The organism is Kutzneria buriramensis (genome assembly GCF_003387475.1).
Lineage (GTDB): Bacteria > Actinomycetota > Actinomycetes > Mycobacteriales > Pseudonocardiaceae > Kutzneria > Kutzneria buriramensis.
Genome location: NZ_QUNO01000012.1, coordinates 385144 through 411578, shown reverse-complemented (window position 1 = coordinate 411578; position 26435 = coordinate 385144). Strand labels below are relative to the sequence as shown.

At 70.6% G+C, this 26435-nt stretch carries 28 protein-coding genes; 13 read left to right on the top strand and 15 right to left on the bottom strand.

Translation table 11 applies throughout. The annotated features are described in order from the left end of the window. Positions 1-235: 235 nt before the first annotated feature. Complete coding sequence (locus tag BCF44_RS33780; RefSeq protein WP_116178465.1) at positions 236-1453, bottom strand: M50 family metallopeptidase; 1218 nt, start codon at positions 1451-1453, stop codon at positions 236-238. A 2-nt stretch (positions 1454-1455) separates the two neighbouring features. Continuing rightward, on the bottom strand, positions 1456-2679 hold the full coding sequence (dxr, locus tag BCF44_RS33775; protein ID WP_116178464.1) for a 1-deoxy-D-xylulose-5-phosphate reductoisomerase: 1224 nt from the start codon (positions 2677-2679) through the stop codon (positions 1456-1458). A gap of 149 nt (positions 2680-2828) precedes the next feature. Here dxr and BCF44_RS33770 point away from each other — a divergent pair, with 149 nt between their 5' ends. From BCF44_RS33770 to BCF44_RS33750, 5 genes are all read left to right on the top strand, one after another. Next, positions 2829-3095: a GlsB/YeaQ/YmgE family stress response membrane protein gene (locus BCF44_RS33770; RefSeq protein ID WP_116178463.1), complete on the top strand. Its 267-nt coding sequence runs from the start codon at positions 2829-2831 to the stop codon at positions 3093-3095. Between the two features lie 105 nt (positions 3096-3200). Further along, the gene (locus BCF44_RS33765; protein ID WP_246015888.1) at positions 3201-3461 is read left to right on the top strand and encodes a DUF2631 domain-containing protein; all 261 of its coding nucleotides are present in this window, start codon (positions 3201-3203) and stop codon (positions 3459-3461) included. Positions 3462-3654: 193 nt separating this feature from the next. Beyond that, positions 3655-4143, top strand: a complete 489-nt coding sequence (locus tag BCF44_RS33760) for a beta-class carbonic anhydrase (RefSeq protein ID WP_116178461.1) — start codon at positions 3655-3657, stop codon at positions 4141-4143. 195 nt (positions 4144-4338) lie between these two features. Further along, positions 4339-5418 (top strand): transcriptional regulator, encoded by a 1080-nt coding sequence (locus BCF44_RS33755; RefSeq protein ID WP_147328725.1) that lies wholly within the window; start codon positions 4339-4341, stop codon positions 5416-5418. Beyond that, positions 5408-6169 (top strand): prevent-host-death protein, encoded by a 762-nt coding sequence (locus tag BCF44_RS33750; RefSeq protein ID WP_147328724.1) that lies wholly within the window; start codon positions 5408-5410, stop codon positions 6167-6169. The genes BCF44_RS33755 and BCF44_RS33750 overlap by 11 nt, the downstream gene beginning before the upstream one ends. Positions 6170-6188: 19 nt before the next feature. Here BCF44_RS33750 and rlmN read toward each other — a convergent pair whose 3' ends face one another. Beyond that, entirely contained in the window at positions 6189-7295 is a 1107-nt protein-coding gene (rlmN, locus tag BCF44_RS33745; RefSeq protein ID WP_116178458.1) for a dual-specificity RNA methyltransferase RlmN, read from the bottom strand. 126 nt (positions 7296-7421) lie between these two features. Here rlmN and BCF44_RS33740 point away from each other — a divergent pair, with 126 nt between their 5' ends. Continuing rightward, complete coding sequence (locus tag BCF44_RS33740; protein ID WP_116178457.1) at positions 7422-8081, top strand: PadR family transcriptional regulator; 660 nt, start codon at positions 7422-7424, stop codon at positions 8079-8081. Between the two features lie 3 nt (positions 8082-8084). Here BCF44_RS33740 and BCF44_RS33735 read toward each other — a convergent pair whose 3' ends face one another. After that, complete coding sequence (locus tag BCF44_RS33735) at positions 8085-8843, bottom strand: class I SAM-dependent methyltransferase (RefSeq protein WP_246015896.1); 759 nt, start codon at positions 8841-8843, stop codon at positions 8085-8087. A 97-nt stretch (positions 8844-8940) separates the two neighbouring features. Between BCF44_RS33735 and BCF44_RS33730 the strand changes: the two genes are divergently transcribed. Further along, positions 8941-9711, top strand: a complete 771-nt coding sequence (locus BCF44_RS33730; RefSeq protein ID WP_116178456.1) for a VOC family protein — start codon at positions 8941-8943, stop codon at positions 9709-9711. Here the strand turns inward: BCF44_RS33730 and BCF44_RS33725 are convergent. Further along, a complete protein-coding gene (locus BCF44_RS33725; protein ID WP_246015886.1) occupies positions 9708-10745 on the bottom strand; it encodes an ROK family transcriptional regulator in 1038 nt (345 codons plus the stop codon). The two genes, BCF44_RS33730 and BCF44_RS33725, sit on opposite strands and share 4 nt — an antisense overlap. Before the next feature lie 90 nt (positions 10746-10835). On the opposite strand from BCF44_RS33725, the gene BCF44_RS33720 reads away from it, so the two are divergent. After that, positions 10836-12065, top strand: a complete 1230-nt coding sequence (locus BCF44_RS33720; protein ID WP_116178455.1) for a DUF1479 domain-containing protein — start codon at positions 10836-10838, stop codon at positions 12063-12065. Between the two features lie 97 nt (positions 12066-12162). On the opposite strand, the gene BCF44_RS33715 is transcribed toward BCF44_RS33720, so the two are convergent. The 5 genes from BCF44_RS33715 to rpsB form a co-directional block, all read right to left on the bottom strand. After that, on the bottom strand, positions 12163-13050 hold the full coding sequence (locus BCF44_RS33715) for a phosphatidate cytidylyltransferase (RefSeq protein ID WP_116178454.1): 888 nt from the start codon (positions 13048-13050) through the stop codon (positions 12163-12165). 31 nt (positions 13051-13081) lie between these two features. Further along, on the bottom strand, positions 13082-13639 hold the full coding sequence (gene frr / locus BCF44_RS33710) for a ribosome recycling factor (protein ID WP_116178453.1): 558 nt from the start codon (positions 13637-13639) through the stop codon (positions 13082-13084). 60 nt (positions 13640-13699) lie between these two features. After that, the gene (pyrH, locus tag BCF44_RS33705) at positions 13700-14476 is read right to left on the bottom strand and encodes a UMP kinase (RefSeq protein WP_116178452.1); all 777 of its coding nucleotides are present in this window, start codon (positions 14474-14476) and stop codon (positions 13700-13702) included. 95 nt (positions 14477-14571) lie between these two features. After that, entirely contained in the window at positions 14572-15387 is an 816-nt protein-coding gene (gene tsf / locus BCF44_RS33700; RefSeq protein ID WP_116178451.1) for a translation elongation factor Ts, read from the bottom strand. 95 nt (positions 15388-15482) lie between these two features. Further along, positions 15483-16322 carry a 30S ribosomal protein S2 gene (rpsB, locus tag BCF44_RS33695; RefSeq protein WP_116178450.1) on the bottom strand — a complete coding sequence of 280 codons (840 nt, stop codon included), beginning with the start codon at positions 16320-16322 and terminating at the stop codon, positions 15483-15485. 349 nt (positions 16323-16671) lie between these two features. Between rpsB and BCF44_RS33690 the strand changes: the two genes are divergently transcribed. From BCF44_RS33690 to BCF44_RS33670, 5 genes are all read left to right on the top strand, one after another. Continuing rightward, positions 16672-17250 carry a M23 family metallopeptidase gene (locus BCF44_RS33690; RefSeq protein ID WP_116178449.1) on the top strand — a complete coding sequence of 193 codons (579 nt, stop codon included), beginning with the start codon at positions 16672-16674 and terminating at the stop codon, positions 17248-17250. 140 nt (positions 17251-17390) lie between these two features. Further along, positions 17391-18902 carry a class I adenylate-forming enzyme family protein gene (locus BCF44_RS33685; RefSeq protein ID WP_116178448.1) on the top strand — a complete coding sequence of 504 codons (1512 nt, stop codon included), beginning with the start codon at positions 17391-17393 and terminating at the stop codon, positions 18900-18902. A 47-nt stretch (positions 18903-18949) separates the two neighbouring features. Then, positions 18950-19714 carry a phosphosulfolactate synthase gene (locus BCF44_RS33680; protein ID WP_170217874.1) on the top strand — a complete coding sequence of 255 codons (765 nt, stop codon included), beginning with the start codon at positions 18950-18952 and terminating at the stop codon, positions 19712-19714. A 59-nt stretch (positions 19715-19773) separates the two neighbouring features. Beyond that, on the top strand, positions 19774-20172 hold the full coding sequence (locus BCF44_RS33675) for a VOC family protein (protein WP_116178446.1): 399 nt from the start codon (positions 19774-19776) through the stop codon (positions 20170-20172). Next, positions 20172-20768 (top strand): histidine phosphatase family protein, encoded by a 597-nt coding sequence (locus BCF44_RS33670; RefSeq protein ID WP_116178445.1) that lies wholly within the window; start codon positions 20172-20174, stop codon positions 20766-20768. The genes BCF44_RS33675 and BCF44_RS33670 overlap by 1 nt, the downstream gene beginning before the upstream one ends. Before the next feature lie 149 nt (positions 20769-20917). On the opposite strand, the gene BCF44_RS33665 is transcribed toward BCF44_RS33670, so the two are convergent. The 5 genes from BCF44_RS33665 to BCF44_RS33645 form a co-directional block, all read right to left on the bottom strand. After that, positions 20918-21781, bottom strand: a complete 864-nt coding sequence (locus BCF44_RS33665; RefSeq protein WP_379799308.1) for a FliA/WhiG family RNA polymerase sigma factor — start codon at positions 21779-21781, stop codon at positions 20918-20920. 70 nt (positions 21782-21851) lie between these two features. Then, positions 21852-22982 carry a tyrosine recombinase XerC gene (locus tag BCF44_RS33660; protein WP_116178443.1) on the bottom strand — a complete coding sequence of 377 codons (1131 nt, stop codon included), beginning with the start codon at positions 22980-22982 and terminating at the stop codon, positions 21852-21854. A gap of 184 nt (positions 22983-23166) precedes the next feature. Beyond that, the gene (gene dprA, locus BCF44_RS33655) at positions 23167-24291 is read right to left on the bottom strand and encodes a DNA-processing protein DprA (protein WP_116178442.1); all 1125 of its coding nucleotides are present in this window, start codon (positions 24289-24291) and stop codon (positions 23167-23169) included. Continuing rightward, complete coding sequence (locus BCF44_RS33650) at positions 24288-25799, bottom strand: YifB family Mg chelatase-like AAA ATPase (RefSeq protein ID WP_116178441.1); 1512 nt, start codon at positions 25797-25799, stop codon at positions 24288-24290. Before BCF44_RS33650 ends, dprA begins: the two co-directional genes overlap by 4 nt. Then, the gene (locus BCF44_RS33645; protein ID WP_116178440.1) at positions 25799-26170 is read right to left on the bottom strand and encodes a YraN family protein; all 372 of its coding nucleotides are present in this window, start codon (positions 26168-26170) and stop codon (positions 25799-25801) included. The genes BCF44_RS33650 and BCF44_RS33645 overlap by 1 nt, the downstream gene beginning before the upstream one ends. Positions 26171-26435 lie beyond the last annotated feature (265 nt).

The window sequence follows — 26435 nt, the reverse complement described above, 5'->3', positions numbered from 1 at the left end:
GGGTAGTCACTGCCGACGCCGACCGAGCCGACGCGCAGCTGCCGGGTCCGGCGCCGCTCGCTCAACACCGGCGGCGGAGTCGCAGGCATACCAAGGCTGACAACCATGCTGATCCATTCAGATCGACGGGGTCCTCTACGCCTACAACTTACCGGCTGAACGGTCCAGGACGCGCGCCGCGGCTACGTGACGCTACAGATACTCACGCAGCGTCACCACCTGGTCGACCCAGCGTTCACAGCTTGATCGGATTCACGATGTCCGCGGTGATGGCCAACAGGGTGTACGCGCCACCCAGCAGCACCAGCACATAGGTCAGCGGCAGCAACTTGAGGTAGTCGACCGGGGCGCCGGCCGGCTTGCCCCGCCACTTGCGCACCTGGTCGCGCACCCGCTCGTACAGGTTGACCGCGATGTGCCCGCCGTCCAGCGGCAGCAGCGGCAACAGGTTGAACACGCCGACGAAGAAGTTCAGGTTGGCCAACAGGATCACGAAGAACCACCAGGCCCCGAGGTCGGCCGCCTGGCCGCCGATGAGGCTGGCGCCGACCACGCTGACCGGCGCGTTCGGGTCGCGCTGGCCGCCGCCGATCGCGGTCAGCAGCGCCGGGATCTTCGTCGGCAGCGCCTTGAGGCCCTCCCACACGGCCTCGAACATCTGCCCGGTGAACACGCCCGTCGCGCCGAGCGCGGCGATCGGGCCGTAGGTGACGGTGTTGGAGCGCACCATGCCGATCGCGCCCACCGACCCGGTGGGGTCGTTCGCGCCCAGCGGCTTGGTCAGGTCCAGGATGCGCTGCACCTTGACCACGTCGATGGTCAGCGTCAGCTGCTTGCCGTCCCGCTCGACCACGAAGGGCGTGGGGCCCTTGGCGTCGTGGGTGATGTTCACCATGTCGGTGTAGGTGGAGATCGGGCGGCCCGCGACCGACAGCACCCGGTCGCCGACCTGCATGCCCGCCGCCTTCGCCGGGGCCGGGTCCGACGGCGTGCAGTCGCTGTACTTGCCCGTGACCGGGTCCTGGGTGGCCTGCGCGCACTGGGCGATCTGGCCGGCGATCGGCTGGTCGTCGGAGTTGGGCAGGCCCAGCGAGATCGCCGCGACGAACACCACCAGCAGGCCGATCAGGAAGTGCGTGATCGAGCCGGCCGACAGCACGATGACCCGCTTCCAGGTCTTCTGCCGGTAGAAGGCGCGCGGCGCGTCCTCGGGGGCGACCTCGTCCAGCGCGGTCATGCCGACGATGTCGCAGAACCCGCCGGCCGGGATGATCTTGAGCCCGTACTCGGTCTCGCCGCGGCGGAAGGACCAGATCTTCGGGCCGAACCCGATGAAGTACCGGGTCACCTTCATGCCGAAGGCCTTGGCCGTCAGCAGGTGGCCGAACTCGTGCAGGGCCACGGAGATGCCGATGCCCAGCGCGAACAGCACCACACCCAGGACGTACAGCACACTCAGTCCCTTCCCGAACCGACAGGTCGCGCGACCAGTTCACGCGCTCGCGCGCGGGCCCAGTCCTCGGCGGCCAACACCTCGGCCACATCGGCGGGTTCCCCGCGCCACTGGTCGGCTTCGGTGAGCACCCGCTCAACAGTGTCCACGATGGAGGTGAAGGCAGCGTTTCCCGCCAGGAAGGCGGCGACCGACTCCTCGTTGGACGCGTTGTAGATCGCCGGCAGGCAGCCGCCGGCCGTGCCCGCGCTGCGGGCCAGCTCCACGGCCGGGAAGGTCTCGTTGTCCAGTGGCTCGAACGTCCAGGTGGCGGCCTTGCTCCAGTCGCAGGCGCTCGCCGCGCCCGGCACCCGGTCGGGCCAGCCCAGAGCCAGCGAGATCGGCAGCCGCATGTCCGGCGGGCTGGCCTGGGCCAGCGTCGAGCCGTCCACGAAGGTGACCATGGAGTGGATCACCGACTGCGGGTGCACCACCACGTCGATGCGGTCGTACGGGACGTCGAACAGCAGGTGGGCCTCGATCAGCTCCAGGCCCTTGTTCATCAGCGTGGCCGAGTTCGTGGTGATCAGCGGGCCCATCGACCAGGTGGGGTGGGCCATGGCCTGGTCCACCGTGACGCCGGCCAGGTCGGCCCGCTTCTTGCCGCGGAACGGGCCGCCCGACGCCGTCAGGACGAGCCGGGCCACCTCGGCCTCGGTGCCGCCGCGCAGGCACTGCGCCAGCGCCGAGTGCTCGGAGTCCACCGACACCAGCTGGCCCGGCTTGGCCGCCCTGAGCACCAGCGCGCCGCCGGCGATCAGGGATTCCTTGTTGGCCAGGGCGAGGCGGGCGCCGGTGGCCAGCGCCCTGAGGGAGGGCTGCAGGCCCTGGGAGCCCGGCAGGCCGTTGAGGACGACGTCCGCGGGCGTGGAGTCGATCAGCTCCTCGTTCGCGTCCGGGCCGGCCAGGATGCGGGGCAGCCGGAAGTCGCCGCGGGCGTAGCCGCGACGCTGGGCCTCGGCGTAGAGGGCGAGCTGGAGGTCCTCGACCGAGGTGGCCCGGGTCACCGCGACCGCGTCGACCTCGTGGTCGAGCGCCTGGCGGGCGAGCAGGGCCGGGTCGGCGCCGCCGGCGGAGATGCCGGCGAGGCGGAAGCGGTCACGGTTGGCGGCGATGACGTCAAGGGCCTGGGTGCCGATCGACCCGGTCGAGCCGAGCACGAGCACCCGCGGGTTCGCGGTGTCCATCGCGGCCATTCTCGCCGATCGGGCGCGGTCACGGACAGCACAGTCGGATGATAACGAGTTGGTAAAAGGTGCGTGATGATCGGTCAAGGGGGTAAATCAGAGGCGAGCGCGGGCCGGACACGCCGGCCCGGCGGAAGGAGCGTGACCCTGTGGGCGTCATCGGGTGGATCGTGCTCGGTCTGATCGTCGGCATCATCGCCAAGGCGATCATGCCCGGCCGCGACGGCGGCGGCATCATCCTGACCGCGGTGCTCGGGATCGTCGGCGGCTTCGTCGGCGGGTTCATCGGCAAGGCGATCTTCCAGACCGACCTCGGCGGCTTCTTCGACCTCCGCACATGGCTGCTCGCGATCCTCGGCGCCGTCATCGTGCTGGCCATCTTCCGGCTGGTGACGGGCCGCAGGTCCCGCGCGTAGGCCGTTTCCCGACGAGGCGCCCGGCCGGCCACCCGCCCGGGTGCCTCGTCATCTCCGTGTGAGACCATGACGGCGTTGGAAACCCTAGTCAGACCAGGAGCGATCGTGGCGTCGTCGGAGTTGGAGAAGCGTCCGGGCAGCGTCGTCGACCCGCACGACGAGCCGTCCGTCGAGTGGGGCTGGCACGGCTCCTTCCCCAAGGCCACCCGCATCGCCGGCTGGCTGACCGCCATCGCGATGCTGCTGATGCTGATCGGCAACCACCGCGGGCACATCGAGGACATCTACCTCATCGCCACCGCCGCCGTGATCGTGCTCGCGCTGATCTGGGACCGGATCCGCAGCCGCACCGCGTGGCGCCGCTGACCCACCTGGTGGGACGCCCTTGCGCCGGTGCGCGGGGCTCAGTTCACTCGGCTGCATGGGCGTGACGTCGCTGGAGGCCTTCTGGCCGACCCGCCGCGTCCGCCTGTTCGACGAAGCCTGTCACTAGGCCGCGTCCCTCCCGTGGACGCGGCCTTCGTGTGTCTCTTTCCCTTTCGAGCGAAGGACCACAGGTATGTCCGTCACCGATGAACTCCTGGCCAACAACGCCGCCTACGCCGCCACCTTCACCGGCCCCCTGCCGCTGCCGCCCGCCAAGCACGTCGCCGTCGTCGCCTGCATGGACGCGCGGCTCAACGTCTACGGCATCCTGGGGCTGGCCGAGGGCGAGGCCCACGTCATCCGCAACGCCGGCGGCGTCGTCACCGACGACGAGATCCGCTCGCTGGCCATCAGCCAGCGCCTGCTCGGCACCCGTGAGGTCATCCTCATCCACCACACCGACTGCGGCATGCTCACCTTCACCGATGATCAGTTCAAGGCCGACATCCAGGCCGAGACCGGCATCAAACCGCCGTGGGCCGCCGAGGCCTTCGCCGACCTCGACGCCGACGTCCGCCAGTCCGTGGCCCGCATCCAGGCCAGCCCCTTCGTCCCCCACACCGACCAGATCCGCGGCTTCGTCTTCGACGTCGCCACCGGCAAACTCAACGAGGTCGCCTGACAGTCCACACCGGACATGAGCCGTGTCCCCCGTGGACGCGGCTCATTCCTGACGGCCAGGAAGTTCAGCTGCCCACACTACTTCCGTGCGAGGTCACCTCTCGCTCGCCGGTCACACAGCCGTCGTCGCCCTCTCGGCTGCCGTTCACGAGCGCAGGGCCCATCGTCCACTGATGCAGCATGGTCGCAGTGTTCGGTGTTCGGTATTGACAGAACACCGAACACCGACGACCATGGGCCGGTGCCCACCAGTTCGCAAGCTGCCTTGGACGCCGCCGTGGCCGCGTTCGCCGCGGTAGGCATCGGCGCCAGACCCCCGACGGCGTCCGACACTGCTACCGATCTGCTGCTCGACATTCACGGAACGCGGCTGGCCGTCGACGTCAAGGCCGTCGCGACCGCCACTCCCGAGATCGTTGCCAAGTGGCTCCGAACGCCGCGCTCATCAGTGATCGGTTCGGCGCACCTCGTTGTCGCCGACCGCGTTGTCGCCGGTGCGCGACAACTACTGGCGGACAACGGCTGGGGTTGGCTCGATCTGCGTGGGCAGCTACGCCTGATCAGCCCGGGCATTCACATCGACACGAACGTGCCCGCGACAGCTCAGCCCATGCGGCGCCCGCGTTTATTCGCCGGCAAGGTGACACTCGAGGTCGCAGCGTCCTTGCTGCTCACTCCCGACCAACCTGCCTCGATCCGCCGACTCGCCCGCGAGCTCGATCGGTCCCCCAGCAGCATCTCCGCCGCGGTCTCCGCGTTGCGAAACGCGCAGCTGCTCGACGACGGGCATCTCCCGATCGTGCCCGACCTGTTCTGGGAAACGGCCGACGCATGGCGACCGGCCACGACCACCGTCAGCCGAATCGACATCCTTCACGATCCTGCGATCACCGAAGTCCTGCGCACAGCCTGGGACGATGTGACCGGCAGCAGCGGCTGGGCACTCACGGACACGCTGGCCGCAGCCGCTTACGGCGCACCGGCGGGAGTCCGCGCCGACTATCCGCCGGACTTCTACGTTCCGGACGAGGCGACAGCTCACAGAGCCGCGACCATGCTCGGCGTTCCCATGTCCGACGCGGCCCGGGGCGCAACCCTGCATGTCGCACCCGCACCTCAAGTGTGTGCGACCCGCCGGCCAGCCCGAGACGCCGAGACACACTGGCCACTGGCTCATCCGCTGTTCGTCGCGCTCGATCTGGCCTCTGACCCCGGCCGCGGCCGGGAGATCCTCGACGGCTGGACTCCGCCTTCGGACGTGGCCCGTGTCTGGTGATACCCCCACGCGCGTCGATCTGTTCGGCCAAGGCACATTCGCGCTCCTGCAAGCGATTCCCGTGGTGGAGCATCGACCGGGCCGACCGGTCACGCTCGTCGGCGGCCTGGCCATGCTCTCCCGCCTCGGAACGGCAGCCCATCGCGTCACGACCGACGTCGACACCGTGAACCGCCGCGCGGACGGCGAACGTGGACAGTTGGAGGTCCTACTCGCCAGTGGCGCAACCGCGGTCGACGGCGCCGGTGCGATGATCACCACTGCCTCCGGCGAAGTCCGGATCGATGTTCTCGAGATCAGCGAACGGGAACTCACCGACCTGTCCGAGAATCCGAACGACCGCCTCTACGCGCTGGCGCACGACTGGGCGCTCAGGACCGCGACACCGCTCCGCATCCGTGCCGCCGCGGGCGGAACGGCCTTCGAACACTCGGTGAAGGTCGCCGAGCCGGGGCCGCTCGTCGCCACGAAGCTCCAGGCCCTGCCCAACCGGTCGAAAACCAAGGAAGCCACGGATATCCTCGACATCATCCGGCTGGCTCTCGACCCTCAGACCGGACCCGCGGTTCGCACGCAGTTCGCAGTCTCCGGCGAGCAGTTGAGGCACGACGCCGCCCTGCATTCCCAAGGCTGGTTCGCCGACAACGCCGGCCGAACCCTACGCCTTGTACGGACAACGCCGGCAGGCGCAGACACTCCGCTGGACACCGTCGCTCTCATCGGAGAATTGCTGCTCGCCGCGCTGCGGTGATCAGCCGGATCCGACGACCTCAGCCTTCGGCGGCGAGTTGCCCACAGGCCGCGGCGATCTCCTGGCCACGGGTGTCACGCACGGTGCACTCCACGCCCTGATCCTTGACCCGCCGTACGAACTCGTCCTGTACCGGCTTCGGCGACGCGTCCCACTGGGAACCCGGCGTGGGGTTCAACGGGATCAGGTTGACATGGGCGTACTGTCCGAGGTGCTTGTGCAGCTTCTTGCCGAGCATGTCGGCCCGCCAACCCTGATCGTTCACGTCCCGGATCAGGGCGTACTCGATCGACACCCGCCGCCCGGTCTTGTCCGCGTAGCCGCGAGCGGCCTGAAGGACCTCGGACACCTTCCACCGCGTGTTCACCGGCACCAGCGTGTCCCGAAGCTCGTCATCGGGCGTGTGCAGCGACACGGCCAGGCGGACGTGCAGACCCTCCTCGGTCAGCTTCCGAATCGCCGGCACGAGCCCCACAGTCGACACGGTCACGGACCGCTGCGAGATGCCCAGACCGTCAGGGGCGGGGTCGCAGATGCGGTGCACGGCGTCGATCACACGCTTGTAGTTGGCGAGCGGCTCCCCCATGCCCATGAACACGATGTTGGACAGCCGGCCGGGCCCACCGGGCAGCTCGCCGTCACGCATCGCGGCGGCGGCCGACCGGACCTGGTCGACGATCTCGGCGGTGGACAGGTTGCGGGTGAGCCCGCCCTGCCCGGTCGCGCAGAACGGACACGCCATGCCGCAGCCGGCCTGGCTGGAGATGCACAGCGTCGCCCGGTCGGGGTAGCGCATGAGCACGCTCTCCAGCAGCGTCCCGTCGTGGGCCCGCCACAGCGTCTTCCGGGTGGTGCCGTCGTCGCAGCTGAGCTTGCGCACCTCGGTGAGCAGGCTGGGCATCAACGCGCCGACGAGCCGTTCCCGCGCGGCGGCGGGGATGTCGGTCATCGCCTCGGGGTCGACGGTCAGCCGCGAGAAGTAGTGGTTGGACAGCTGCTTGGCCCGGAACGGCTTCTCCCCGAGGTCGGCGACGGCCTGGGCGCGTTCGGCCGCGGACATGTCGGCGAGGTGTCGCGGCGGCATGGCCCGGCGGGGGGCATCGAAGACAAGGGGGAGCGCAGTCATAACCCATCCATTCTCCCATGCCAGCGAACGTGACGCGGGTCACACAATCGATCGTTGTATCGCGATATGTCAGCGATATATCGTTAGCGACGTCAGAACGACACACCAACCCGAAGGGAGCGCATCATGCGCAGCCATCACAACCACAGCCACTTCCAGCGTGAACACGGATTCGGCACACTGCCGGGCGGTTTCCCGCACCACACCCCGCCCCGCCCGCCGGAGCCGCCGATGGGCCCGATGCCCTTCGCGGCCGGCGGTCCCTGGCCGGGCGCCCTCGGCGCGATGGCCGGTTTCGGTCGCGGCGGCCGCCGCGGCGGCCGGCGGCAGCGCCGTGGCAACGTCCGCGCGGCGGTGCTGGCCCTGCTCGCGGAGCGTCCGATGCACGGCTACGAGATGATCCAGGAACTGGGCGAGCGCACGAACGGCGTCTGGCGGCCCAGCCCCGGCTCGGTCTACCCGACGCTTCAGATGCTCGACGACGAGGGCCTGATCACGGCCGACGCGACCAGCGGCAAGAAGCTGTTCACGCTCACCGAGTCCGGCCGGGCCGAGGCGGCCAAGCTGGGCGAGGCCAAGCCCTGGGCGGACGCGGTCGGCGAGGCCGACGAGGTCCGGGAGCTGCACGCGGCCCTGCACCAGCTGTTCATGGCCGTGAACCAGATCACCCACGCCGGCACCGAGGACCAGAAGTCCCGCGCCGTCGACGCGATCAACGAGGCGAAGCGGCGGATCTACGGCCTGCTGGCCGAGGACGTCGACGCCGAGACCGAGGACGCGGAGTAGTGGTCACGAAGGCAGGATGATCCCGGCCGGCTTGCGCCGCACGTGCAGCCGATAGCCGACCGGGATCTCCGTGCCCGCCGTCTCGGCGATGGCGCGCTCGGCCACCTTGGCCGAGAACTCGATGCGCAGCACGGCCTCCAGATCGGGCCGCCGCTCGAACCGCCACACCGTCGACAGCCGCCGGGTGCTGAATCCCTGCTCGTCGAAGAACCGTTGCACCGCAACGGGATCGTAGTTACGAACGTCATCGCACAGCCACTTCCCGTACGGTGGCGCGGCCCCGTCGAGGTCGACGATCGCCAGCGCGCCACCGGGACGCAGCACCCGATCGGCCTCGATCAGCCCGGGTTCGCAGCCGGGCCCGAAGAAGTACGCGGTGCGCGCGTGCACCACATCCGCGCAGCCGTCCGGCAACGGCAGCCGCTGCGCCCCACCTTCCAGCACACGTACGTTGTCGACCTCACGCGTCCGCGTCTTGGCGCGCTCCACCAACGGCGGGTGCGGTTCGACGCCGGTCACGCTCCTCGCGTCACGGGCGAACGCCGGCAGGTGAAACCCGTCGCCACAACCGACATCGACGACGTCCAGCCCGGCCCAGTCGCATTCGGCGCGCAGCGCGCGCCAGATCTCGCCGGTGCTGTCCTGGGCGAGGTTCTCCACCGCGTACAGCTCGGGCCACTGCCAGATGTTGGGACTGGGAAGCACGTGCACGGCAGTCAGTCTGGCCCTCATCCGCGCCGCCAGCTGCGGCACCCACGTCATCCCCATGGCGACAAGCCAATCATGTGGCGGCTTGCCATGGGGATGATGCTGCGTTGACCATTGACTACACGCCGTGAACACGCGAGGAGGTGCCACCATGTCGCACGCCAACGGCATCCTCTCCGGCACGCCATGCTGGGTCAGTCTCGACAGCACCGATCCGCCGGCCAGCCGCGACTTCTACGCCGCACTGCTGGGCTGGCGGTACACAGTGGACCGTCGCGGCGGCGCGCTCGCGCACGTCGGCCCGGACGAGGTGGCGGCCGGCATCGATCCCGGGCGACGCCACGAATGGCGGCTGCACCTGGCCGTCAGAAATCCCTGGATCGCCGCGGAACGGGTGCGCCAACACGGTGGCCGCGTGGTGCGCGGCCCGTTGGAGGGACGCATCGTGATCGCCGAGGATCCCAGCGGCGGCGTGATCGCGCTCAGCGCCCCGAGGCCGGATGTGACGCTGGCGCGCGGAATTCCGGGCAGCTTCGAGTGGGCCGATCTGAACACGCGTGACGGCCAGTTGGCGGACAAGTTCTTCCGCGGCCTGTTCGGATACAGCCAGGGCCAGGTCGGCGACGGCGTCGAGCTGGACTACACGGTGTGGTGGCTGGGCGCGCGGGCGGTGCTCGGCCGCTATCGCATGGACGCCGAGTTCCCGCCGGACACCCCGCCGCACTGGACGGTGTTCTTCCGCGTCACCGACACCGATGAGGCGGCCCGCTGCGCGCGCCGGCTGGCGGGAACCGTTGTGCTGGAACCGTTCGACTCCACGTACGGCCGGGTCGCGGTGCTGGCCGACCCGCAGGGGGCCACGTTCTCGGTGATCGAGCCGTCGGAGGAGGAAGAGGAACCCGTCGACCCGTACGACGACTAGGCCAACAACTGCCCGCGGCCGTGGTCGACCGCCCACGCCAGGGCGCCTCGAAGCGGTGCGGCGTCACCGAATTCGCCGGCCTCGACGCGAACCGGGGCCTGCGTCGCCCCGTCCAGCGCGGCCCGGATGTGCGGCAGGATCTCGGGATGGCCGCCGAGCGGCCCGCCGAACAGCACCAGTTCCGGGTCGAACACCGTGCACGCCGAGGCCACCGCGCGGCCGATGACCGTCCCGAACCCGCGCTTGTCGCCGGCCAGCACGGTCGACACGTCGATCGCCGGCGGCGTGCCGAATCCCTGTCGTAGCAACGCATCCGTCAACGTGACGTCGGTGTCGCCGACTCTCAGGTAGCCGATCTCGCCGGCGAGCCCGTGCGCGCCGCGGACCAGTTGATCGCCGAGGTAGAGGCTCATGCCGATGCCCGCGCCCACATGCACGTACGCGAAGCTCGACGCCTGTCGAGCCGCGCCCGCCCGCCGTTCCGCCAGCGCCGCCCAGTTGACGTCGTTGTCCACCATCAGCGGCGCGTCGATGACGTCGTCGAGCCGGATGAAGCCTTCGGGGAACGGCGATCCCGGCAGCGGGATCACCTCGCGCGTGGCCGGGTCGACGGGATTCGCGACGGAGATCGCCACCGCCCGCAGCGGTCCGGGCGCTCCGACGTCGACGATCGCCGCCCGGACCTTGGCGCTCAGGTCGTCCCCCAGCTCGGCTCGTCGCTCGGCCAACTCCGTCTGCCGCAAGTCGTACGCGATGGCGTGCACGCCGAACTGGTTGAGTTCCAGGGCAACCACGTACCCGGTGTCGGCGCCGAGCTCGTAGAAGGTGGCGATCCGGCCGCGCTGGCCGGTCTCCCGCGACCCGGTGGCCGTGAGCAGGCCCGCGGCCTCCAGCCGGCGCACCGACTCGGAGATCGTCGGCCGGGAGATGCCGGTGCGGTCGGACAGCTCGACTCGGGTCACCCGGCCGTGGCTGAAGACGTCGTCCAGCACGGCCCGGTCGGTCAGCTCCCGCAGCATCTTCAGGCGCGGCAACTGCCGGGTGTCGGCGTCTTGTGGCTGGCTGGCGATGGGGCTACCGTAGCAAAATGTTCTAGTTAGGAGTCCTAATCAAAAGGAGCCGCCGTGGCCACGACCCTGCCCACCGACGTCCGCGCCGCGATCCGGGACACCAAGGCCCGGCTCCGCCGGCAGCTCGGCGACTACGCCGGCGTGTTCGCCGAGGTCGAGAAGGACATGCTCGAAGAGGTACATACGGTGGTAAGCGCCGGCGCCGCCGCCTTCCCCGTCGTCGACTACGCGGAGGTCGCCGCCGGCACCGTCCCGGTATCCACGGTCGATGCCATCCGCCGCCGCGGCTGCGCCGTCGTTCGCCGCACTTTCCCCCGCCCGCAGGCCGAGGCATGGGACGCCGAGCTCGCCGACTACCTGGTGCGCAACGACTTCGCCGGCAGCTACGCCGGCCCCGCCGACGACGTCTTCGGCGGCCTGACCTCCAGCAAGCCGCAGATCTACCCCGTCTACTGGTCCCGGCCGCAGATCGAGGCCCGCCAGTCGGAGCGGATGTCGGCCGTCCGCACGTTCCTGAACTCCTTCTGGCGCAACGAATCCGAGGGCCGCGTGTGGTTCGATCCCACGCGGGACACCGCCTACCCCGACCGGATTCGCCGACGCGAGCCCGGCTCGTCGTCCAAGGGCCTGTCCGCGCACACCGACTCCGGATCGGTCGAACGGTGGCTTCTGCCGGCCTACCAACGGGTCTTCCGGCACGTGTTCGCCGGCCGGTGGGCGGACTACGACCCGTGGGACGGCGCCCACCGCACCGAGGTCGACGAGTTCGAGTCGACGGTGATGTGCTCCGCGTTCCGGACCTTCCAGGGCTGGACCGCGCTGTCCGACATGCGGCCCACCGACGGCGTCCTGCACGTCGTGCCGATCCCGTCGGCCATGGCCTACCTGCTGCTGCGCGCCCTCCAGGACGACGTCCCCGAGGACGACCTCTGCGGCGCCGCCAACGGCCGCGTCCTCGCCGTCACCGAGCAGTGGCACTCCGCCCTGCTGCCCGCGCTCACGCCCATCCCCGCCGTCGAACCCGGCGACACCGTCTGGTGGCACTGCGACGTCATCCACTCTGTCGCCGACGTCAGCGACCAGGAGCGCTGGGGCAACGTCATGTACATCCCGGCGGCGCCGCTGTGCGAGAAGAACGCCCGCTACGCCGCCGAGTGCGGCCGGAACTTCCTGGCCGGCAACAGCCCCGGCGACTTCGCTCCCGAGAACTACGAGGCGACCTGGCCGGACCGCGCCACCGTCGCCGACCTCACCGCGATCGGCCGCGCCCAACTCGGCCTCTAAGCAGCCCCCACCACTCCCAGGGGGGCGGCCCCGGACCCAGTCTACCCGCCCAACCCCGCAGTCGATCTTGCAAACGGGCCGCCTGTGGACAACTCCGCTACGCCGGGATGAACAGCCGCAGCAGAAGCCAGGCCACCACAGCGGACGGCAGCAGCGAGTCCATCCGGTCCATCAGGCCGCCGTGCCCCGGCAGCAGGCTGCCCATGTCCTTGATGCCCAGGTCCCGCTTGATCAGCGACTCGACCAGGTCCCCCACGGTGGACGTGATCACCAGCGCCGCGCCCAGCAGCACGCCCTGCCACCACTGGCCGTGCAGCAGCAGCGTGACCGACAGCGCGCCGCCGACGGTGCCGGTGATCATCGAGCCGGCGAAGCCCTCCCAGGACTTCTTCGGGCTGATCAGCGGGGCCATCGGGTGCTTGCCGAACAGCACGCCGGCCGCGTAGCCGCCGGTGTCGGAGCAGACCACGCCGATCAGGAAGCACAGCACCCGGTACACGCCGTCGGCCGGCACCACCAGCATGGCGGCGAAGGACGCGAACAGCGGCACGTACGAGGCGACGAAGATCGAACTGGTCACGTCCCGCACGTAGCCGGACACGCCCTCACGGAACCGCCAGACCAGGCAGGCCAGGATCGTCACCACGAACGCGGCCAGCAGGCCGACCCGCTCGAACGGCCAGGAGAGCCACACCATGGCCTGGCCGCCGACGAGCACCGGCACCAGCGCGACGTTGATGCCGCCGGCCCGGCGCAGCGCGCCCGCCAGCTCGACCGTGGAGATCGCGACCGCGACGGCCACGATCCCCACGAACAGCTTGGGCAGCGTGAACAGGCACGTCAGAATGACCGCGCCGAGGCCGACGCCGACCCCGATCGCGGCCCACAGGTTGCGGCCCGCGCGCGAGGTCTTCGCCGGCGGCTGGTCGCCGGGCTCGTCGGCGGACGCGTCCTGCTCGTCCCGCCGGCCACGTGTCGTCGTCACGTCCGTCGAACTCTCTCCTGCCGGCAGGTCCTCAGACCTCCAGCAGCTCGGCTTCCTTGTGCTTGACGAGCTGGTCGATCTGCGCGACGTACTTGTCGGTGAGCTGCTGGAGCTCCTTCTCCGCCCGCGCCACGTCGTCCTCGCCGGCCTCGCCGTCCTTGGCGATCCGGTCGAGCTCCTCCTTGGCCTTGCGGCGGATGTTGCGCACCGCCACCTTGGAGTCCTCGCCCTTGCTCTTGGCCACCTTGACCATCTCGCGGCGGCGTTCCTCGGTCAGCGCCGGGATCAGCACGCGGATGATCGAGCCGTCGTTGCTGGGGTTCACGCCCAGGTCGGAGTCGCGGATGGCCTTCTCGATCTCCCGCAGCTGGCTGACGTCGTACGGCTTGACGACGGCCATCCGGGCCTCGGGGATGGTGATGCCGGCGAGCTGGTTCAGCGGTGTCGGCGAGCCGTAGTAGTCGACGGTGATGCCCTGGAACATGGCGGCGTTGGCCCGCCCCGTGCGCACCGAGGCGAGGTGGTCCTTGGCCACGGACACCGCGGTTTCCATCTTCTCCTCGGCGTCGAGAAGGGTCTCGTCGATCACGGCTGCTCCTTGTCGATGCTGCTGGCCGGTTGTGGCTTGCCGGTGCACACGATCCCAGCGTCAGGCCGAGGGCCTGTCGTCAGGGGTGCTCACCACGGTGCCGATCCTCTCACCGCGCACCGCACGGGCGATGTTGCCCTCGGTCAGCAGGTTGAACACGATGATCGGCATGTTGTTGTCCTTGCACAGGGCGAACGCCGTCGCGTCGGCGACCTCCAGCCCGCGCTCGAGCACCTCCTGGTGCGTGATGGTGTCGTACATGCTGGCGTCGGGGTTGCGCCGCGGGTCGGAGTCGTAGACCCCGTCGACCGCCTTGGCCATCAGCACCACGTCGCAGCCGATCTCCAGCGCCCGCTGGGCCGCGGCGGTGTCGGTGGAGAAGTACGGCATGCCGACGCCGGCGGCGAAGATCACCACGCGGCCCTTCTCCAGGTGCCGCTCGGCGCGCCGAGGGATGTAGGGCTCGGCGACCTGCCCCATCGTGATGGCGGTCTGCACCCTGGTGTCGATGCCCTGCTTCTCCAGGAAGTCCTGTAGCGCCAGGCAGTTCATCACGGTGCCGAGCATGGCCATGTAGTCGGCCCGGTCCCGGTCCATGCCGCGCTGGCTGAGCTCGGCGCCGCGGAAGAAGTTGCCGCCGCCGATCACCACGGCCACCTGGGTGCCGCCGCGGACCACGTCCGCGATCTGGCTGGACACGGTGTGCACCACGTCGGGGTCGACGCCGACGGCGCCGCCGCCGAACATCTCGCCGCCCAGCTTCAGCAGCACCCGGCGGTAGCCGCCGCCGTCACCGGCCGCGGCGTCCTTGGTCGATCGGTCCTGGGTCAACGACATCGAAGCTCGGTTTCCTCTCGTCGTCCGCGGTGGTGGTCCTGGCGTGCGAAAGCGGGGCCGCCACGTACTGTGGCAGACCCCGCCTGCGCCGGGCCTCAGCCCTGGCCCACCTCGAAGCGAGCGAAGCGAGTCACGGTGACCCCGGCCTCGTCAAGCAGGGCCTTCACGGTCTTCTTGGACTCCTGCACGGACGGCTGCTCCAGCAGCACGACATCCTTGTAGAAGCCGTTGACGCGACCCTCGACGATCTTGGGCAGCGCCGCCTCCGGCTTGCCCTCCTCGCGGGCGGTCGCCTCGGCGATGCCGCGCTCGTGCTCGACGATGTCCGCCGGCACCTCGTCGCGGGTGACGTACTTGGCCTTCATCGCGGCGATCTGCATGCCGACGCCCTTGACCGCGTCACCGTCCGGGCCGGTGAACTCGACCAGCACGCCGACGGCCGGCGGCAGGTCGGCGGAGCGGCGGTGCAGGTAGGCGCTCACCTGGCCGTCGAAGGCGACGACCTTGGCCAGCTCCAGCTTCTCGCCGATCTTCGCGGACAGCGCCTGCACGGCGTCCGCGACGGTGCCGTCGCCCAGCTTGGCGGCGGTCAGCGCGGCCACGTCGGTCGCGCCGGCGTCCTTGGCGGCGGCCACGATCTTGGCGGCCAGCTCCTGGAACTCCTCGTTCTTGGCGACGAAGTCGGTCTCGCACTGGAGCTCGATCATCACGCCGGCGTCGGCCGCGACCAGGCCGTTGGCGGTGGCCCGCCCGGCCCGCTTGCCGACGTCCTTGGCGCCCTTGATGCGCAGGATCTCGACGGCCTTGTCGAAGTCGCCGTCGCTCTCCTCCAGAGCCTTCTTGCAGTCCATCATGCCGGAGCCGGTGAGCTCGCGGAGTCGCTTCACGTCGGCCGCGGTGTAGTTCGCCATCGTGCGGTGTCCGTTTCCTTCTGCGGGTGCGCGCTGGGGTAGGGCGGTGGCACGCGCCCGCCCGCGCTGGAGGGCGCGGGCGGGCGGGTCGCCGGTCAGGACTGGGCGGTGACCTCGGTCGCCGGGGCCTCGGCCGCCGGGGCGGCGGCAGCGGTCTCGGCGTTCGCGCCGACGAGGAGCTCCTGCTCCCACTCGGCCAGCGGCTCCTCGACCGAGCCCGGCTTGTCGGCGGCCTGGGTGCGGGCGCCCGAGCGGGCGATCAGACCGGCCGCGGCGGCCTCGGCGACGACCTTGGTGAGCAGCGTCGCGGAGCGGATCGCGTCGTCGTTGCCCGGGATCGGGTAGTCGACCTCGTCCGGGTCGCAGTTGGTGTCCAGGATGGCCACCACCGGGATGTTCAGCTTGCGCGCCTCGCCGACGGCGATGTGCTCCTTCTTGGTGTCCACGATCCAGACGGCGCTGGGCACCTTGGACATGTCGCGGATACCGCCGAGGGTCTTCTCCAGCTTGTCCTTCTCGCGGGTGAGCATCAGGATCTCCTTCTTGGTGAGACCCTGGAAGCCGCCCGTCTGCTCCATCGACTCCAGCTCCTTGAGCCGCTGGAGGCGCTTGTGCACGGTGGTGAAGTTGGTGAGCATGCCGCCCAGCCAGCGCTGGTTCACGTACGGCATGCCGACCCGCAGCGCCTCCTGCGCGATCGCCTCCTGCGCCTGCTTCTTGGTGCCGACGAACAGGATGGAGCCGCCGTGCGCGACGGTCTCCTTGACGAACTCGTAGGCGCGGTCGATGTACGACAGCGTCTGCTGGAGGTCGATGATGTAGATGCCGTTGCGCTCGGTGAAGATGAAGCGCTTCATCTTCGGGTTCCAGCGCCGGGTCTGGTGCCCGAAGTGAACGCCGCTGTCGAGCAGCTGCCTCATGGTGACGACGGCCATGGCCGGTTGCACCTCTTGGTGTCGTGCGCGCCGGGTGGCGCGCGGTTCGGTTGACGCAACGGGTCGGGTGACCCAGTGCCCTGGTGCCTGGCCACCGTCCGAACCCGCCGACCGCCACTGCTGTGAGGCCTTCGAGACCGCCGGACGGAGTACCCCGTTGATCAGGGGTAAGCGCTGGCACGCGAAGTCGACCCGCGATACACAGGTCGCGCGAGAAGTGTACGCCCGAACCCCCCGAACGCCCGAATCGGGCTCCCGGTTGTCCACAGCCCCCGCCCCGCCGCCCGGGTTGTCCACAAGTCGATCATCGCCGGTGGTCACGGCCGGTCGAGCGGTCGACGCTGGACCCATGCCCAACGCGCTCGCCCTCGCCACCATCGTCCTGACCACGACGCCCTGCGCCGGCCCACCGGCGGTGCTGACCGCTCATCAGCCCCCGGCCCACGCCGCGACCGTCGGCCTTCCCTCCACAGCTCTCCCCTCACCGTCCCCACCCACCCGCTACTCCTGGCCGCTCGCGCCGCCGCATCCCGTGCTGCGGCCGTTCCAGCCGCCGACCGGCCCGTACGGCCCCGGCCACCGCGGCGTCGACCTTGGCGCGGCCGTCGGCGAACCGGTGCTCGCGGCCGCGGACGGGGTGGTTTCCTTCGCCGGATGGGTGGCAACCCGGGGCGTGGTGTCGGTGACGCACGCAGGTGGCCTGCGCACCACGTACGAGCCGATCCGGCCGGAAGTCACCGCCGGCCAGCGGGTGCGGCGGGGCGAGGAGGTGGGCCGGCTGATGCCCGGACACGAGGGCTGCGCGCCGAGTTGCCTGCATTGGGGCGTGCGGCGTGGCGACGAATATCTGAACCCGTTGCGACTGTTGTCCACACAGCGCGTTCGCCTGCTGCCATGGCGTGAACCACCACCGGGACGGGCGGCCTGAACCGACTGTCGAATTCCTGTCGATTGCCGCCCAATTCCCCCAAATCGGTCGCGCACAGGCGGTTCTTAAGTTCCTCCTATGCGCTTCACATCGATCAAGTCAAGAATCGATCAGGTCATCCCACATCGTGAGGAGGCCGCATGGCAGTGGTGTCCCGGCTGCTGACCGCACGCGCGCTGGAGCGGCCCGCGGCGGCCGCGTTCGTCGCCGGCGCGGACGGCAGGTCGCTCACCTGGTCGGAGCTGGCTTCCCAGGCCGAGAACTGGCGTGCGGCCAGTCGCGGCCGCGGGCTCCCGGAGCGGTCCCGCGTCGGGCTCGTGGCCACCGATCCGCTGGCTTTCACGGCGGCCTATCTGGGCCTTTTGGCGGCCGGCCTGACGGCAGTGCCGCTCGATCCCCGGCTCACGGCGTCGGAATTGGCCAATTCGATCTCACGCCTTCGTGTCGACGTGGTGGCGACGGACACTCCGGAACTGTTCACGACCGAGACGGAAATGTGGTCGCTCACCGATTCCGGCCCGATTCCGGTCCGATTGGCGACGCTGTCGGCCCGACCTGGCGACGGCGCGGCGATGCGGCCCGCGGTGCTGTTGGCCAGTTCCGGCACGACGGGCGCGCCCAAGGGCATTCCGCTGTCCGAGTGGCAGCTGATGCACGCGGCGCGGCGGGTCGCCCGGCACCACGGCTTCGGCCCCGAGCAGCGCGGTTACACGCCGCTGCCGCTCTTCCACGTGAACGCTCAGGTGATGGGGCTGCTGGCCAACCTGGTCAGCGGGGCGTCGCTGGTGGTGGACCGCCGATTCGACGTGAACGCGTACTGGGAACGGGTCGAGCAGTGGCGGCCGACCTGGCTGAACACGGTGCCCGCGATCCTCGCGTCGCTGGCCGCCGCACCCGCGCCGAGCGAGGACTTGGTGCGTGGCATCCGGTTCGCGCGGTCGGCGTCCGCGCCGCTGCCGGAGCACACGCTGCGCGCGTTCACCGAGCACACCGGCATCGGCGTGCTGGAGACGTACGGCATGACCGAGGCGGCCGGGCAGATCACCGCCAACCCGGTCGAGGCCGACGCCCGGCGCATCGGCTCGGTCGGTCTGCCGGTCGGCGTCGGCCTGTCGGTGCTCGGTCCGGACGGCCGCCCGGCCCCGCCGGGTCAGGAGGGCATGGTCGCGCTGCGCGGACGGCAGGTGGTCAGCCACTACCTGGACCTGTCCGCCAACGTGCCGGAGCGCGCCCGACCGGCCCGCGACGCCAGCGGCTGGCTGCTCACCGGCGACCTCGGCGTACGCGACGAGGCCGGCTTCGTCCGGCTCGCCGGGCGTGCGGACGACGTGATCAACCGGGGCGGCGAGAAGATCCACCCGCTGGAGATCGAGAACGTGCTGCTCGGGCACCCGTCGGTGCGGTCGGCCGCGGTCGTCGGCGCCCCGCACGAGCGGCTCGGCCAAGTGGCGGTCGCGTTCGTCACCGCCCAGCCCGGCGCGGACTCCGACGTCCTGGCCCGCGACCTCCGGGATCGGTGCGAGCGGGAACTGACCAGGTACAAGCGTCCGACCGCGATCGAGGTCACCGCCGAGCTGCCCACCGGCCCCACCGGCAAGGTGCTCCGCCGCGCGCTGCGGGCCGAACTGGCGACCGCTGGAGGCGCCCGATGACGCCCGCTCCGTCGCCGAACCACGATTCCGAGTCAGGGAGGCACCGCATGAGCAGGGGCATGCCCGGAACCACCATGATGATCGACCCCGGCCTGCCGACCGGCGCCTTCACCGACGTCATCCAGAGCCACGGGCAGCTGATCGACCTGGTCAAGTTCGGCTGGGGCACCGCGCTGGTGACCAAGGACATCGACCGCAAGGCGGCCGTGCTGCGCGAGGCCGGCGTGGACTTCTACTTCGGCGGCACCCTGTTCGAACACTCGGTGTGGACCGACCGGCTGCCCGACTACCTGTCGCTGGTCGAGCGCACCGGGGCGACGCACATCGAGGTCTCCAACGGCACCATCCCGCTGGACCAGCGCAGCAAGGCCGACTACGTGCGGCGGATGTCCGCACACCGGCCCGTGCTGTCCGAGGTCGGGTACAAGGACGCCGACCGGTCCGCGCTGCTCACCCCGGCCGACTGGGTCGAGGCCCTGCGCGAGGACCTCGACGCCGGCGCCGTCATGGTGATCACCGAGGCACGGGAGAGCGGCCGCAGCGGCATCGCCAAGGCCGACGGCCACATGCGCGAGGACGTGCTCGGCGCCGTGCTGGACGCCCTCGACCCGGCCACCGTGATGTTCGAAGCCCCGACCAAGGACCTCCAGGTCGAGCTGATCCGCACCGTCGGTCCGCAGGTGAACCTCGGCAACATCGCCACCCACGACGTGGTCGGCGTGGAGACCCTGCGCCGGGGCCTGCGCGGCGACACGCTGCTCAGCCTCACCACCGGCATGGCCAATGCGCGGTCGCTCACCCACTCCACCTGAGCACCACGCGATCGCCCCCCACTCCACCTGAAAAGCCGCCCCCACAAAGGAAAACGAGGATGCGCAACCCGTACGACGCCTGCCACATCGCCGTCCCGGCGCGGGATCTGGACGAGGCCATGGAGTTCTACGTCTTCGGCCTGGGCGCGAAACTGGCCCGGCGCTACGACGACCGGATCACCCTGGACTTCTTCGGCGACCAGCTGGTCTGTCACCTGTGCGAGGACGTGCCGGACGAGGCGATCGCCTACCCGCGGCACTTCGGCGTGAGCTTCGCCCAGGCCGAGGACTTCGACCGGCTGGTGCGGCTCGTGGAGCACCGCAAGCTGCGGGTGCTGTCCGGGCCGGCGATCCGCTTCGAGGGCACCGCCGAGCAGCACCGCACGCTGTTCCTGGCCGATCCGTCGAACAATGTGATCGAGTTCAAGAACTACGACGACCCCCGCATGCAGTACTGATGACGGACGTGACCATCACACCTGCCGTGCTGCACCTGGTCCGCCACGGCGAGAGCACCTGGAACCTCGCCGGCCGCATCCAGGGCCAGTCGCCCGAGGCCGGCGGCCTCACCGCCGCCGGCCGAGCCCAGGCCCGGCTCACCGCGGACCTGTTAGCCGAACGCCCCGCCCGGCCCGCTGCCATCGTCGCCAGCGACCTGATCCGGGCACGGGAGACGGCCGAGATCATCGCCTCGGTGCTGGACATGCCGCTGGAGTTCGACCCCGAACTCCGCGAGCAGCAGTTGGGAGTCCTGGAAGGCCACCGCCTCGACGCGCCCTTCGCCGACGACCCCACCGCCCAGCACGCCGTCGACCGCCTGTGGCGCGAGCCGTTCCGCCGTCCCGACGGCGGCGAGAGCATCGCCGACATGTACGACCGGATTCACCGAGCCCTCCGCCGCCACGCCGAGTCCCGCCCCGGCGCCGAGGTAGTCCTGGTCACCCACGGCGGTCCGGTGCGCATGGCCTCCGCACCGCAGGCCCCAACTCCCGGCGTGGCAGTACCCCGCGTCGGCGTCGACAACGCCTCAGTCACCTCGATCACGATGAACTGAACAGGTGCCGACACCGGCTGCTGGGCTCGGCCGCGCTGGCTCGAGCTGGTCGAAGCCCGCGCCGCGTGTGGCTGACTTGCCGGGCAGCTGGGACACATACGTGTGGTGGGCGCATCCATCCCAGCTGTCCAGTTCGCGACGGGAACGGTTCAGGTCTCCGACTGCTCGTTCAACTTGGTGCGCAGGCGCAGCACGGCGCGGGTGTGCAGCTGGCAGACGCGGGACTCGGTGACGCCGAGGACCCGGCCGATCTCGGCGAGGGTCAGGTTCTCGAAGTAGTACAGGGTCACGACGATGCGGTCCCGCTCGGCGAGCTGGGCGATGGCGTCGGCGAGCTGGCGTCGGCTGTCCTGGTCGACGAGGCTGGCGACGGGGTCCTCGGCGTAGTCGTCGGGCAGGGTCTCGGCCAACGACGCGGTGCCGCGGCCGGCGGCGATGAGCTCGTCGAGGGCGACCACGCTGGTCAGTTGGAGCTGGGCGTAGAGCTCACGCAGCTCACTGATGGTGATCGACAGCTCGTTGGCCAGCTCGGAGTCGGTGGGGGTGCGCTGCAACCGGCCGCCGAGGCGCTCGAGGGCGCGTTCGACGTCGCGGGCGCGGCTGCGGACGGAGCGCGGCACCCAGTCCTGGGAGCGCAGGTCGTCGAGGATCGCTCCGCGGATGCGCTGCATGGCGTAGGTCTCGAACTTCAGCCCACGCTCGGGCTCGAACTTCTCGATGGCGTCGACCAGGCCGAAGATGCCGGACTGAATCAGGTCGCCCACGTCGACGTGCGCGGGCAGGCCGGTGCCGACACGGCCGGCGACGTACTTGACCAGCGGCGCGTAGTGCAGCACCAGGCGGTCCCGCAGCTCCTGCGCCCGGCTCCCGCCGTAGCTGCGCCACAGCGCGACGATGCCCGCCTCGACGTCGTCGGCCGTGCGCTGGTCGCCGGGAAGGACCCCGTCGGGCTGGCCCCCACCGTACGAGCCCCGCGAGCCACCGGCGGCCGGGCCGTGGCTGCCGTTGCGCATCGCTGTCGTCTCCGGGGCGCGTGTCTCCAGGGAGGGCACGGTTGCCGTGCGGGAACCTCCCCCGGCGTCCTCAGGAACGGGGGTGGGTTCGCTCATGGATCGCCTTAAGCCGTTCGACGGTGACGTGGGTGTAAAGCTGCGTGGTGGCTAGCGTAGCGTGACCGAGCAGCTCTTGGACGGTCCGCAGGTCCGCTCCCCCTTCCAGCAGGTGCGTCGCGGCCGAGTGCCTTAGCCCGTGCGGCCCCGTGTCGACTGCTCCGGGTACCGCACCGACGGCGTCGTGCACGATCTTGCGGGCGGTCCGCTGATCCAGCCGGCCACCCCGCGCTCCGAGCAGCAGCGCGGTCGGCGAACCGGCCTTGACCAGGGCGGATCGCCCCTCTCCGAGCCATCGGCGAAGCGCTTGCTCGGCCGGCACGCCGAAGGGCACCACCCGTTCGCGACCGCCCTTGCCGAGCACGCGAATCACTCGGCTGGAGTAGTCCACGTCGGCCAGGTCCAGGCCACACAGTTCGGACACCCGGACCCCGGTTGCGTAGAGCAGCTCCAACAGCGCTTGGTCACGCAGAGCAACCGCCGCGCCCTCCGCGGCCCCGCTCTGCGCGGCGGCCAGCATCGCGGCCGCCTGGTCCTTGCGCAACACCCCGGGCAGTGTCCGGTGCGGCCGCGGCGCCATCAGCAGCTGCCCCGGATCGGTCGCCAGATGCCCCCGGCGGCGCGCCCACGCGGTGAACGTCCGCGCCGCCGCCGACCGCCGTGCCAGCGTCGACCGGCTCGCGCCGGCGGACCGCAGCGCACCCAGCCACGCCCGCAGCCCGGCCAGGTCGATGTCGGCGATCGCCACCGCCAGCGGTGCTTCGTCTGCGTCTCCAGCGTCGTGGTCGGCCTCACCGCGATCCGCGCTGGCACCTCTCGTGCTGCCGCCGCCGACATCGTCGGCGGCGTCGCGGACGGCGTTGTGGCTGTCGACCATGTCGCGGGAGGTTGTGGTGCGGGCGGTACCGGCGTCATTGGGCGGCGGGGCCAGGTGGCCCAGCAGCGAGACCACGTCGCCAAGGTAGGCGCGCACGGTGTGCTCGGAGAGGTTGCGCTCCAGCCGGAGGTGGCGCTCGTAGTCCGCGAGCACCGCCTCGACGTCAGCGGGCAGCCGCTCGCGGAGCCGGATCAGCTCCCGCGCAGCCGGCCGTCGGGAAGAGGACATCGAACGCGCGTCACATCCCCGCGAGCGGCGAGGTGGCCTCAGGCCTCAGCGGGGCTGGGCGCCCGCTCCCGTGATGTCCACCCGCGCGAATGACCCTCGTGTGACGGCACATAGCCCAACACGGTGCGCCGCAACCCGTTCGTGGTCAAGCATCGCCACACCCGTTGGAGTGGCCTCTGCCCGTTCATCCTGTTCCGCGACACCACCCCGCTTCACACTTTTGGACTAGCCCCAACAGTTCCAGTTCCGGCAGCAAGGCTCTGACCCGCGACAACGGGACGCCGGAACCGACGGCGATGCGCTCGGCGCTCAGACCACCCCGGGATGGCAACTCCTCGTGCACGCGCAGCATCACCCGATCGAGTCCATCCGTTGACCGCAGGGGTTCATCCGATCGAGTACTTGCGTCGACACCGATCCGTCCGGCGTCAGCCATCACGTCCTCGACCGAGCACACCGCCGTCGCGCCCGCCGACCGCAGCAGGTCGTGACAGCCCACCGACATCGCCGATGTCACCGGGCCGGGCACGGCCATCAGCGGCCGTCCCAACGCACTTGTCGTCGCGGCGGTGTTTCTCGAACCGCTTCGACGGCCCGCCTCCACCACGACCGTGCCGGCCGCCAGCGCGGCGATCAGCCGATTCCGCACCAGGAAACGATGTCTGGCCGGACGGGTGCTCGGCGGGTACTCGCTGACCACGGCCCCGGTGTCCGCGATCTTCGCCAGCAGCGCGGTGTGGCCGACCGGGTAGGCGACGTCGACCCCACAGGCCAACACGGCGATCGTGGGGCCGTTGGCCCCCAGTGCTCCGCGATGGGCGCAGCCGTCGATCCCGTACGCAGCCCCGGAAACGACGGTCACCGACCGCTCGGCCAGGCCGAAGGCGATCTCGCTCGCCACGTGCTCGCCGTAGCCGGTCGCCGCGCGTGCGCCAATCACCGCGACCGCCTCCTGCACGAGAGCGTCGAGGCGTGCGCGGCCCCGCACCCACAGCCCCAACGGTTCTGTCATGCCCGGCACGCCCCGGGCGGCGGCATTGGCCAGGGCCAACAGCTGCCAGGCCGGCCACTCCTCGTCCTCCGGAATCACGAGGCGGGCTTGCTTGGCCCGCGCCGCCTCGATGTCCATCGCCGCAACGTCAAGGTGCCGCCGCGCCGCCGTCTCGTCGTCGGCGGCCTTGCCGGCTCGCACCAGTTGCGCGGCCCGCACCGCCCCCAGGTCCTTCACCAGCGACACCACCTCGGGAGCCGGCGGCTCCGCGACCCGGAGCAGATACGCCCTGGCCAAGCGGATCTCGTCGACGGTCATGCCGCTCGCCGGTCCCGGAACTCCAGTGCGGCCGCGACGTCCTCCCCATCGGGACGGTCCTTTTCCGCGAGATCTGCCAGCGTCCACGCGATCCTGATGCACCGGTCGGCACCTCGGGCGCTGACGAAGCCGGCGGCGAGGCCGCGGTCGAGCAGGCGCGTCGCCTTGGCCGGCAGGCGGGAATGGCGTCGCAGCGCCGGTCCCGGGACCTCGCCGTTCGTCTGCCAGCCGTGTTCGGCCCACCGCTCGGCGGCTCGCGCGCGGGCCTTGGCCACCCGTTCCCGCACGGTCACGGAACTCTCCGGCGGACCGAGGTCGCTGTTGTCCATGGCGTGGATCGGCCGCATCCGGGTGCGGATGTCGATGCGGTCGAGCAGCGGCCCGGACAGCCGGGCGAAGTAGCGCCGTCGCTCGACCGGGGAACACGTGCAGTCGACGTCCCGCGGCGGCGCACACGGACAGGGATTCGTCGCCAACACCAGCTGGAACCGGGCCGGATAGCGGACGACGCCGTCCCGGCGGGCCAGCCGGATCTCGCCCTCCTCGACGGCGGTCCGCAACGCCTCCAGATGACCCGGCGCGTATTCGCAGGCTTCGTCGAGGAAGAGCACGCCCCGGTGGGCTTTGCTGATCGCGCCGGGACGAGCCGTGCCGACGCCACCGCCGACGAGTGCGGCAATGGATGCCGAGTGGTGCGGGGCGATGAACGGCGGCAACGTCACCAGCGGCACGTCGGCGGACAAGGAGCCGGTGATGGAGTGGATGGCGGTCACCTCCAGCGCCTGCTCCGAGGTGAGCTCCGGCAGCAACCCGATGATCCGCTCGGCCAGCATGGTCTTGCCCGTGCCTGGCGGACCGACGAGCAAGAGGTTGTGTGCGCCGGCGGCTGCGACCTCCAATGCCCACCGCGCCTCGGGCTGGCCGAGGACGTCGGCCAGATCGAGGGCGTCGGTCCGGGCGACGGGAGCGGGTGGTTCGGCCTCGACAAGCGCCGAATCCTCGTCCTTGAGCCAGGCCAACACGTCCGCGAGCCGAGCGGCGCCACGCGTGTGCACGCCGCCGACGAGCGCGGCCTCGGCGAGCGTCTCCACGGGCACGATGGCGTGCGTCAACCCGGCCCGCTTGGCGGCGAGCAGCCGGGGCAGCACGCCGCGCACGGGACGGATCCGACCGTCCAGCGCCAGCTCACCGATGAGCACGGTGCCGCCGAGTTTGGTCTGCGGCACGCTGCCGGCGCCGGCCAGCACGGCGCACGCCAGGCCCAGGTCGTAACCGGAGCCACCCTTGGGCAGGTCGGCCGGCGACAACGCCAGCGTCACCTGGTCCGGCCACTCCAGGCCGGAGTTGCGGACCGCGGCCCGCACGCGGTCCTTCGACTCGTTCAGCGCCGGATCCGGCAGGCCCAGCAGCTGCACCTTGGGCTTGCCCTGGCTGACCTCGGCCTCGATCTCCACGGGCTGGCCGTCCACGCCGAGCAGCGCGACGGACCAGGTGCGGGACAGCGGCATCAGAACGCACCCCGCAGGTGCTCCACCCGTGCCGGTCCGTGGCCCGGCCACATCACCGAGACGATGTCGAACCGGGTGTAGCAGTACGGCACCTTGTGCGCGGCCCGCCATCGATGCGTGAGCCGCCGGATGCGGGTCGCCTTCAGGTAGTCGACGGCCTCGGCCGGCTTGCCGAAGTCGGGGCCGGAACGGGTCTTCACCTCGCACACCACCAGCAGGCCGCGGCGATTGGTGGCCACGATGTCCAGCTCCCCCTCGGGACATCGCCAGTTCCTGGACAGCAGGACCAGGCCCTGGCCCTCCAGGAAGAGTGCGGCCAGGTCCTCGCCCAGCTTCCCCAGCTCGCGGGTGCTGCATCGATCGCGGGTCATGCGTCGACGATGCGCCGAACGGACCAGCGATCGCCAGCCCGTTCGCCACGCCTGTGGACAACTCGGGAGCTGTCCACAGGCCATCCCCAGCAGGGCACTCCGGTCAGGGAAATGTGGTTGGCTGGGCGGGGGCATTCAGACGTCGGCAAGTCCGCGAGGCCGCCGCCGGTGCCTGGACCGCAGGCAGTTTTCGATCGTGTCTGTCCATCGATCGAAAACTGACAAGGGAAGGCATCGGCCTCGTGGGCGGCCGAGCCGCGACGCC

Excerpts from the sequence above, each read along its gene's own strand:
- dxr (WP_116178464.1), bottom strand. The coding sequence starts at position 2,679 with ATGGACACCGCGAACCCGCGGGTGCTCGTGCTCGGCTCGACCGGGTCG.
- BCF44_RS33760 (WP_116178461.1), top strand. The coding sequence starts at position 3,655 with ATGTCCGTCACCGATGAACTCCTGGCCAACAACGCCGCCTACGCCGCC.
- rlmN (WP_116178458.1), bottom strand. The coding sequence starts at position 7,295 with ATGACTGCGCTCCCCCTTGTCTTCGATGCCCCCCGCCGGGCCATGCCG.
- BCF44_RS33740 (WP_116178457.1), top strand. The coding sequence starts at position 7,422 with ATGCGCAGCCATCACAACCACAGCCACTTCCAGCGTGAACACGGATTC.
- BCF44_RS33735 (WP_246015896.1), bottom strand. The coding sequence starts at position 8,843 with ATGACGTGGGTGCCGCAGCTGGCGGCGCGGATGAGGGCCAGACTGACT.
- BCF44_RS33730 (WP_116178456.1), top strand. The coding sequence starts at position 8,941 with ATGTCGCACGCCAACGGCATCCTCTCCGGCACGCCATGCTGGGTCAGT.
- pyrH (WP_116178452.1), bottom strand. The coding sequence starts at position 14,476 with ATGTCGTTGACCCAGGACCGATCGACCAAGGACGCCGCGGCCGGTGAC.
- tsf (WP_116178451.1), bottom strand. The coding sequence starts at position 15,387 with ATGGCGAACTACACCGCGGCCGACGTGAAGCGACTCCGCGAGCTCACC.
- rpsB (WP_116178450.1), bottom strand. The coding sequence starts at position 16,322 with ATGGCCGTCGTCACCATGAGGCAGCTGCTCGACAGCGGCGTTCACTTC.
- BCF44_RS33690 (WP_116178449.1), top strand. The coding sequence starts at position 16,672 with ATGCCCAACGCGCTCGCCCTCGCCACCATCGTCCTGACCACGACGCCC.
- BCF44_RS33685 (WP_116178448.1), top strand. The coding sequence starts at position 17,391 with ATGGCAGTGGTGTCCCGGCTGCTGACCGCACGCGCGCTGGAGCGGCCC.
- BCF44_RS33680 (WP_170217874.1), top strand. The coding sequence starts at position 18,950 with ATGAGCAGGGGCATGCCCGGAACCACCATGATGATCGACCCCGGCCTG.
- BCF44_RS33675 (WP_116178446.1), top strand. The coding sequence starts at position 19,774 with ATGCGCAACCCGTACGACGCCTGCCACATCGCCGTCCCGGCGCGGGAT.
- BCF44_RS33670 (WP_116178445.1), top strand. The coding sequence starts at position 20,172 with ATGACGGACGTGACCATCACACCTGCCGTGCTGCACCTGGTCCGCCAC.
- BCF44_RS33665 (WP_379799308.1), bottom strand. The coding sequence starts at position 21,781 with ATGCGCAACGGCAGCCACGGCCCGGCCGCCGGTGGCTCGCGGGGCTCG.
- BCF44_RS33660 (WP_116178443.1), bottom strand. The coding sequence starts at position 22,982 with ATGTCCTCTTCCCGACGGCCGGCTGCGCGGGAGCTGATCCGGCTCCGC.
- dprA (WP_116178442.1), bottom strand. The coding sequence starts at position 24,291 with ATGACCGTCGACGAGATCCGCTTGGCCAGGGCGTATCTGCTCCGGGTC.
- BCF44_RS33650 (WP_116178441.1), bottom strand. The coding sequence starts at position 25,799 with ATGCCGCTGTCCCGCACCTGGTCCGTCGCGCTGCTCGGCGTGGACGGC.
- BCF44_RS33645 (WP_116178440.1), bottom strand. The coding sequence starts at position 26,170 with ATGACCCGCGATCGATGCAGCACCCGCGAGCTGGGGAAGCTGGGCGAG.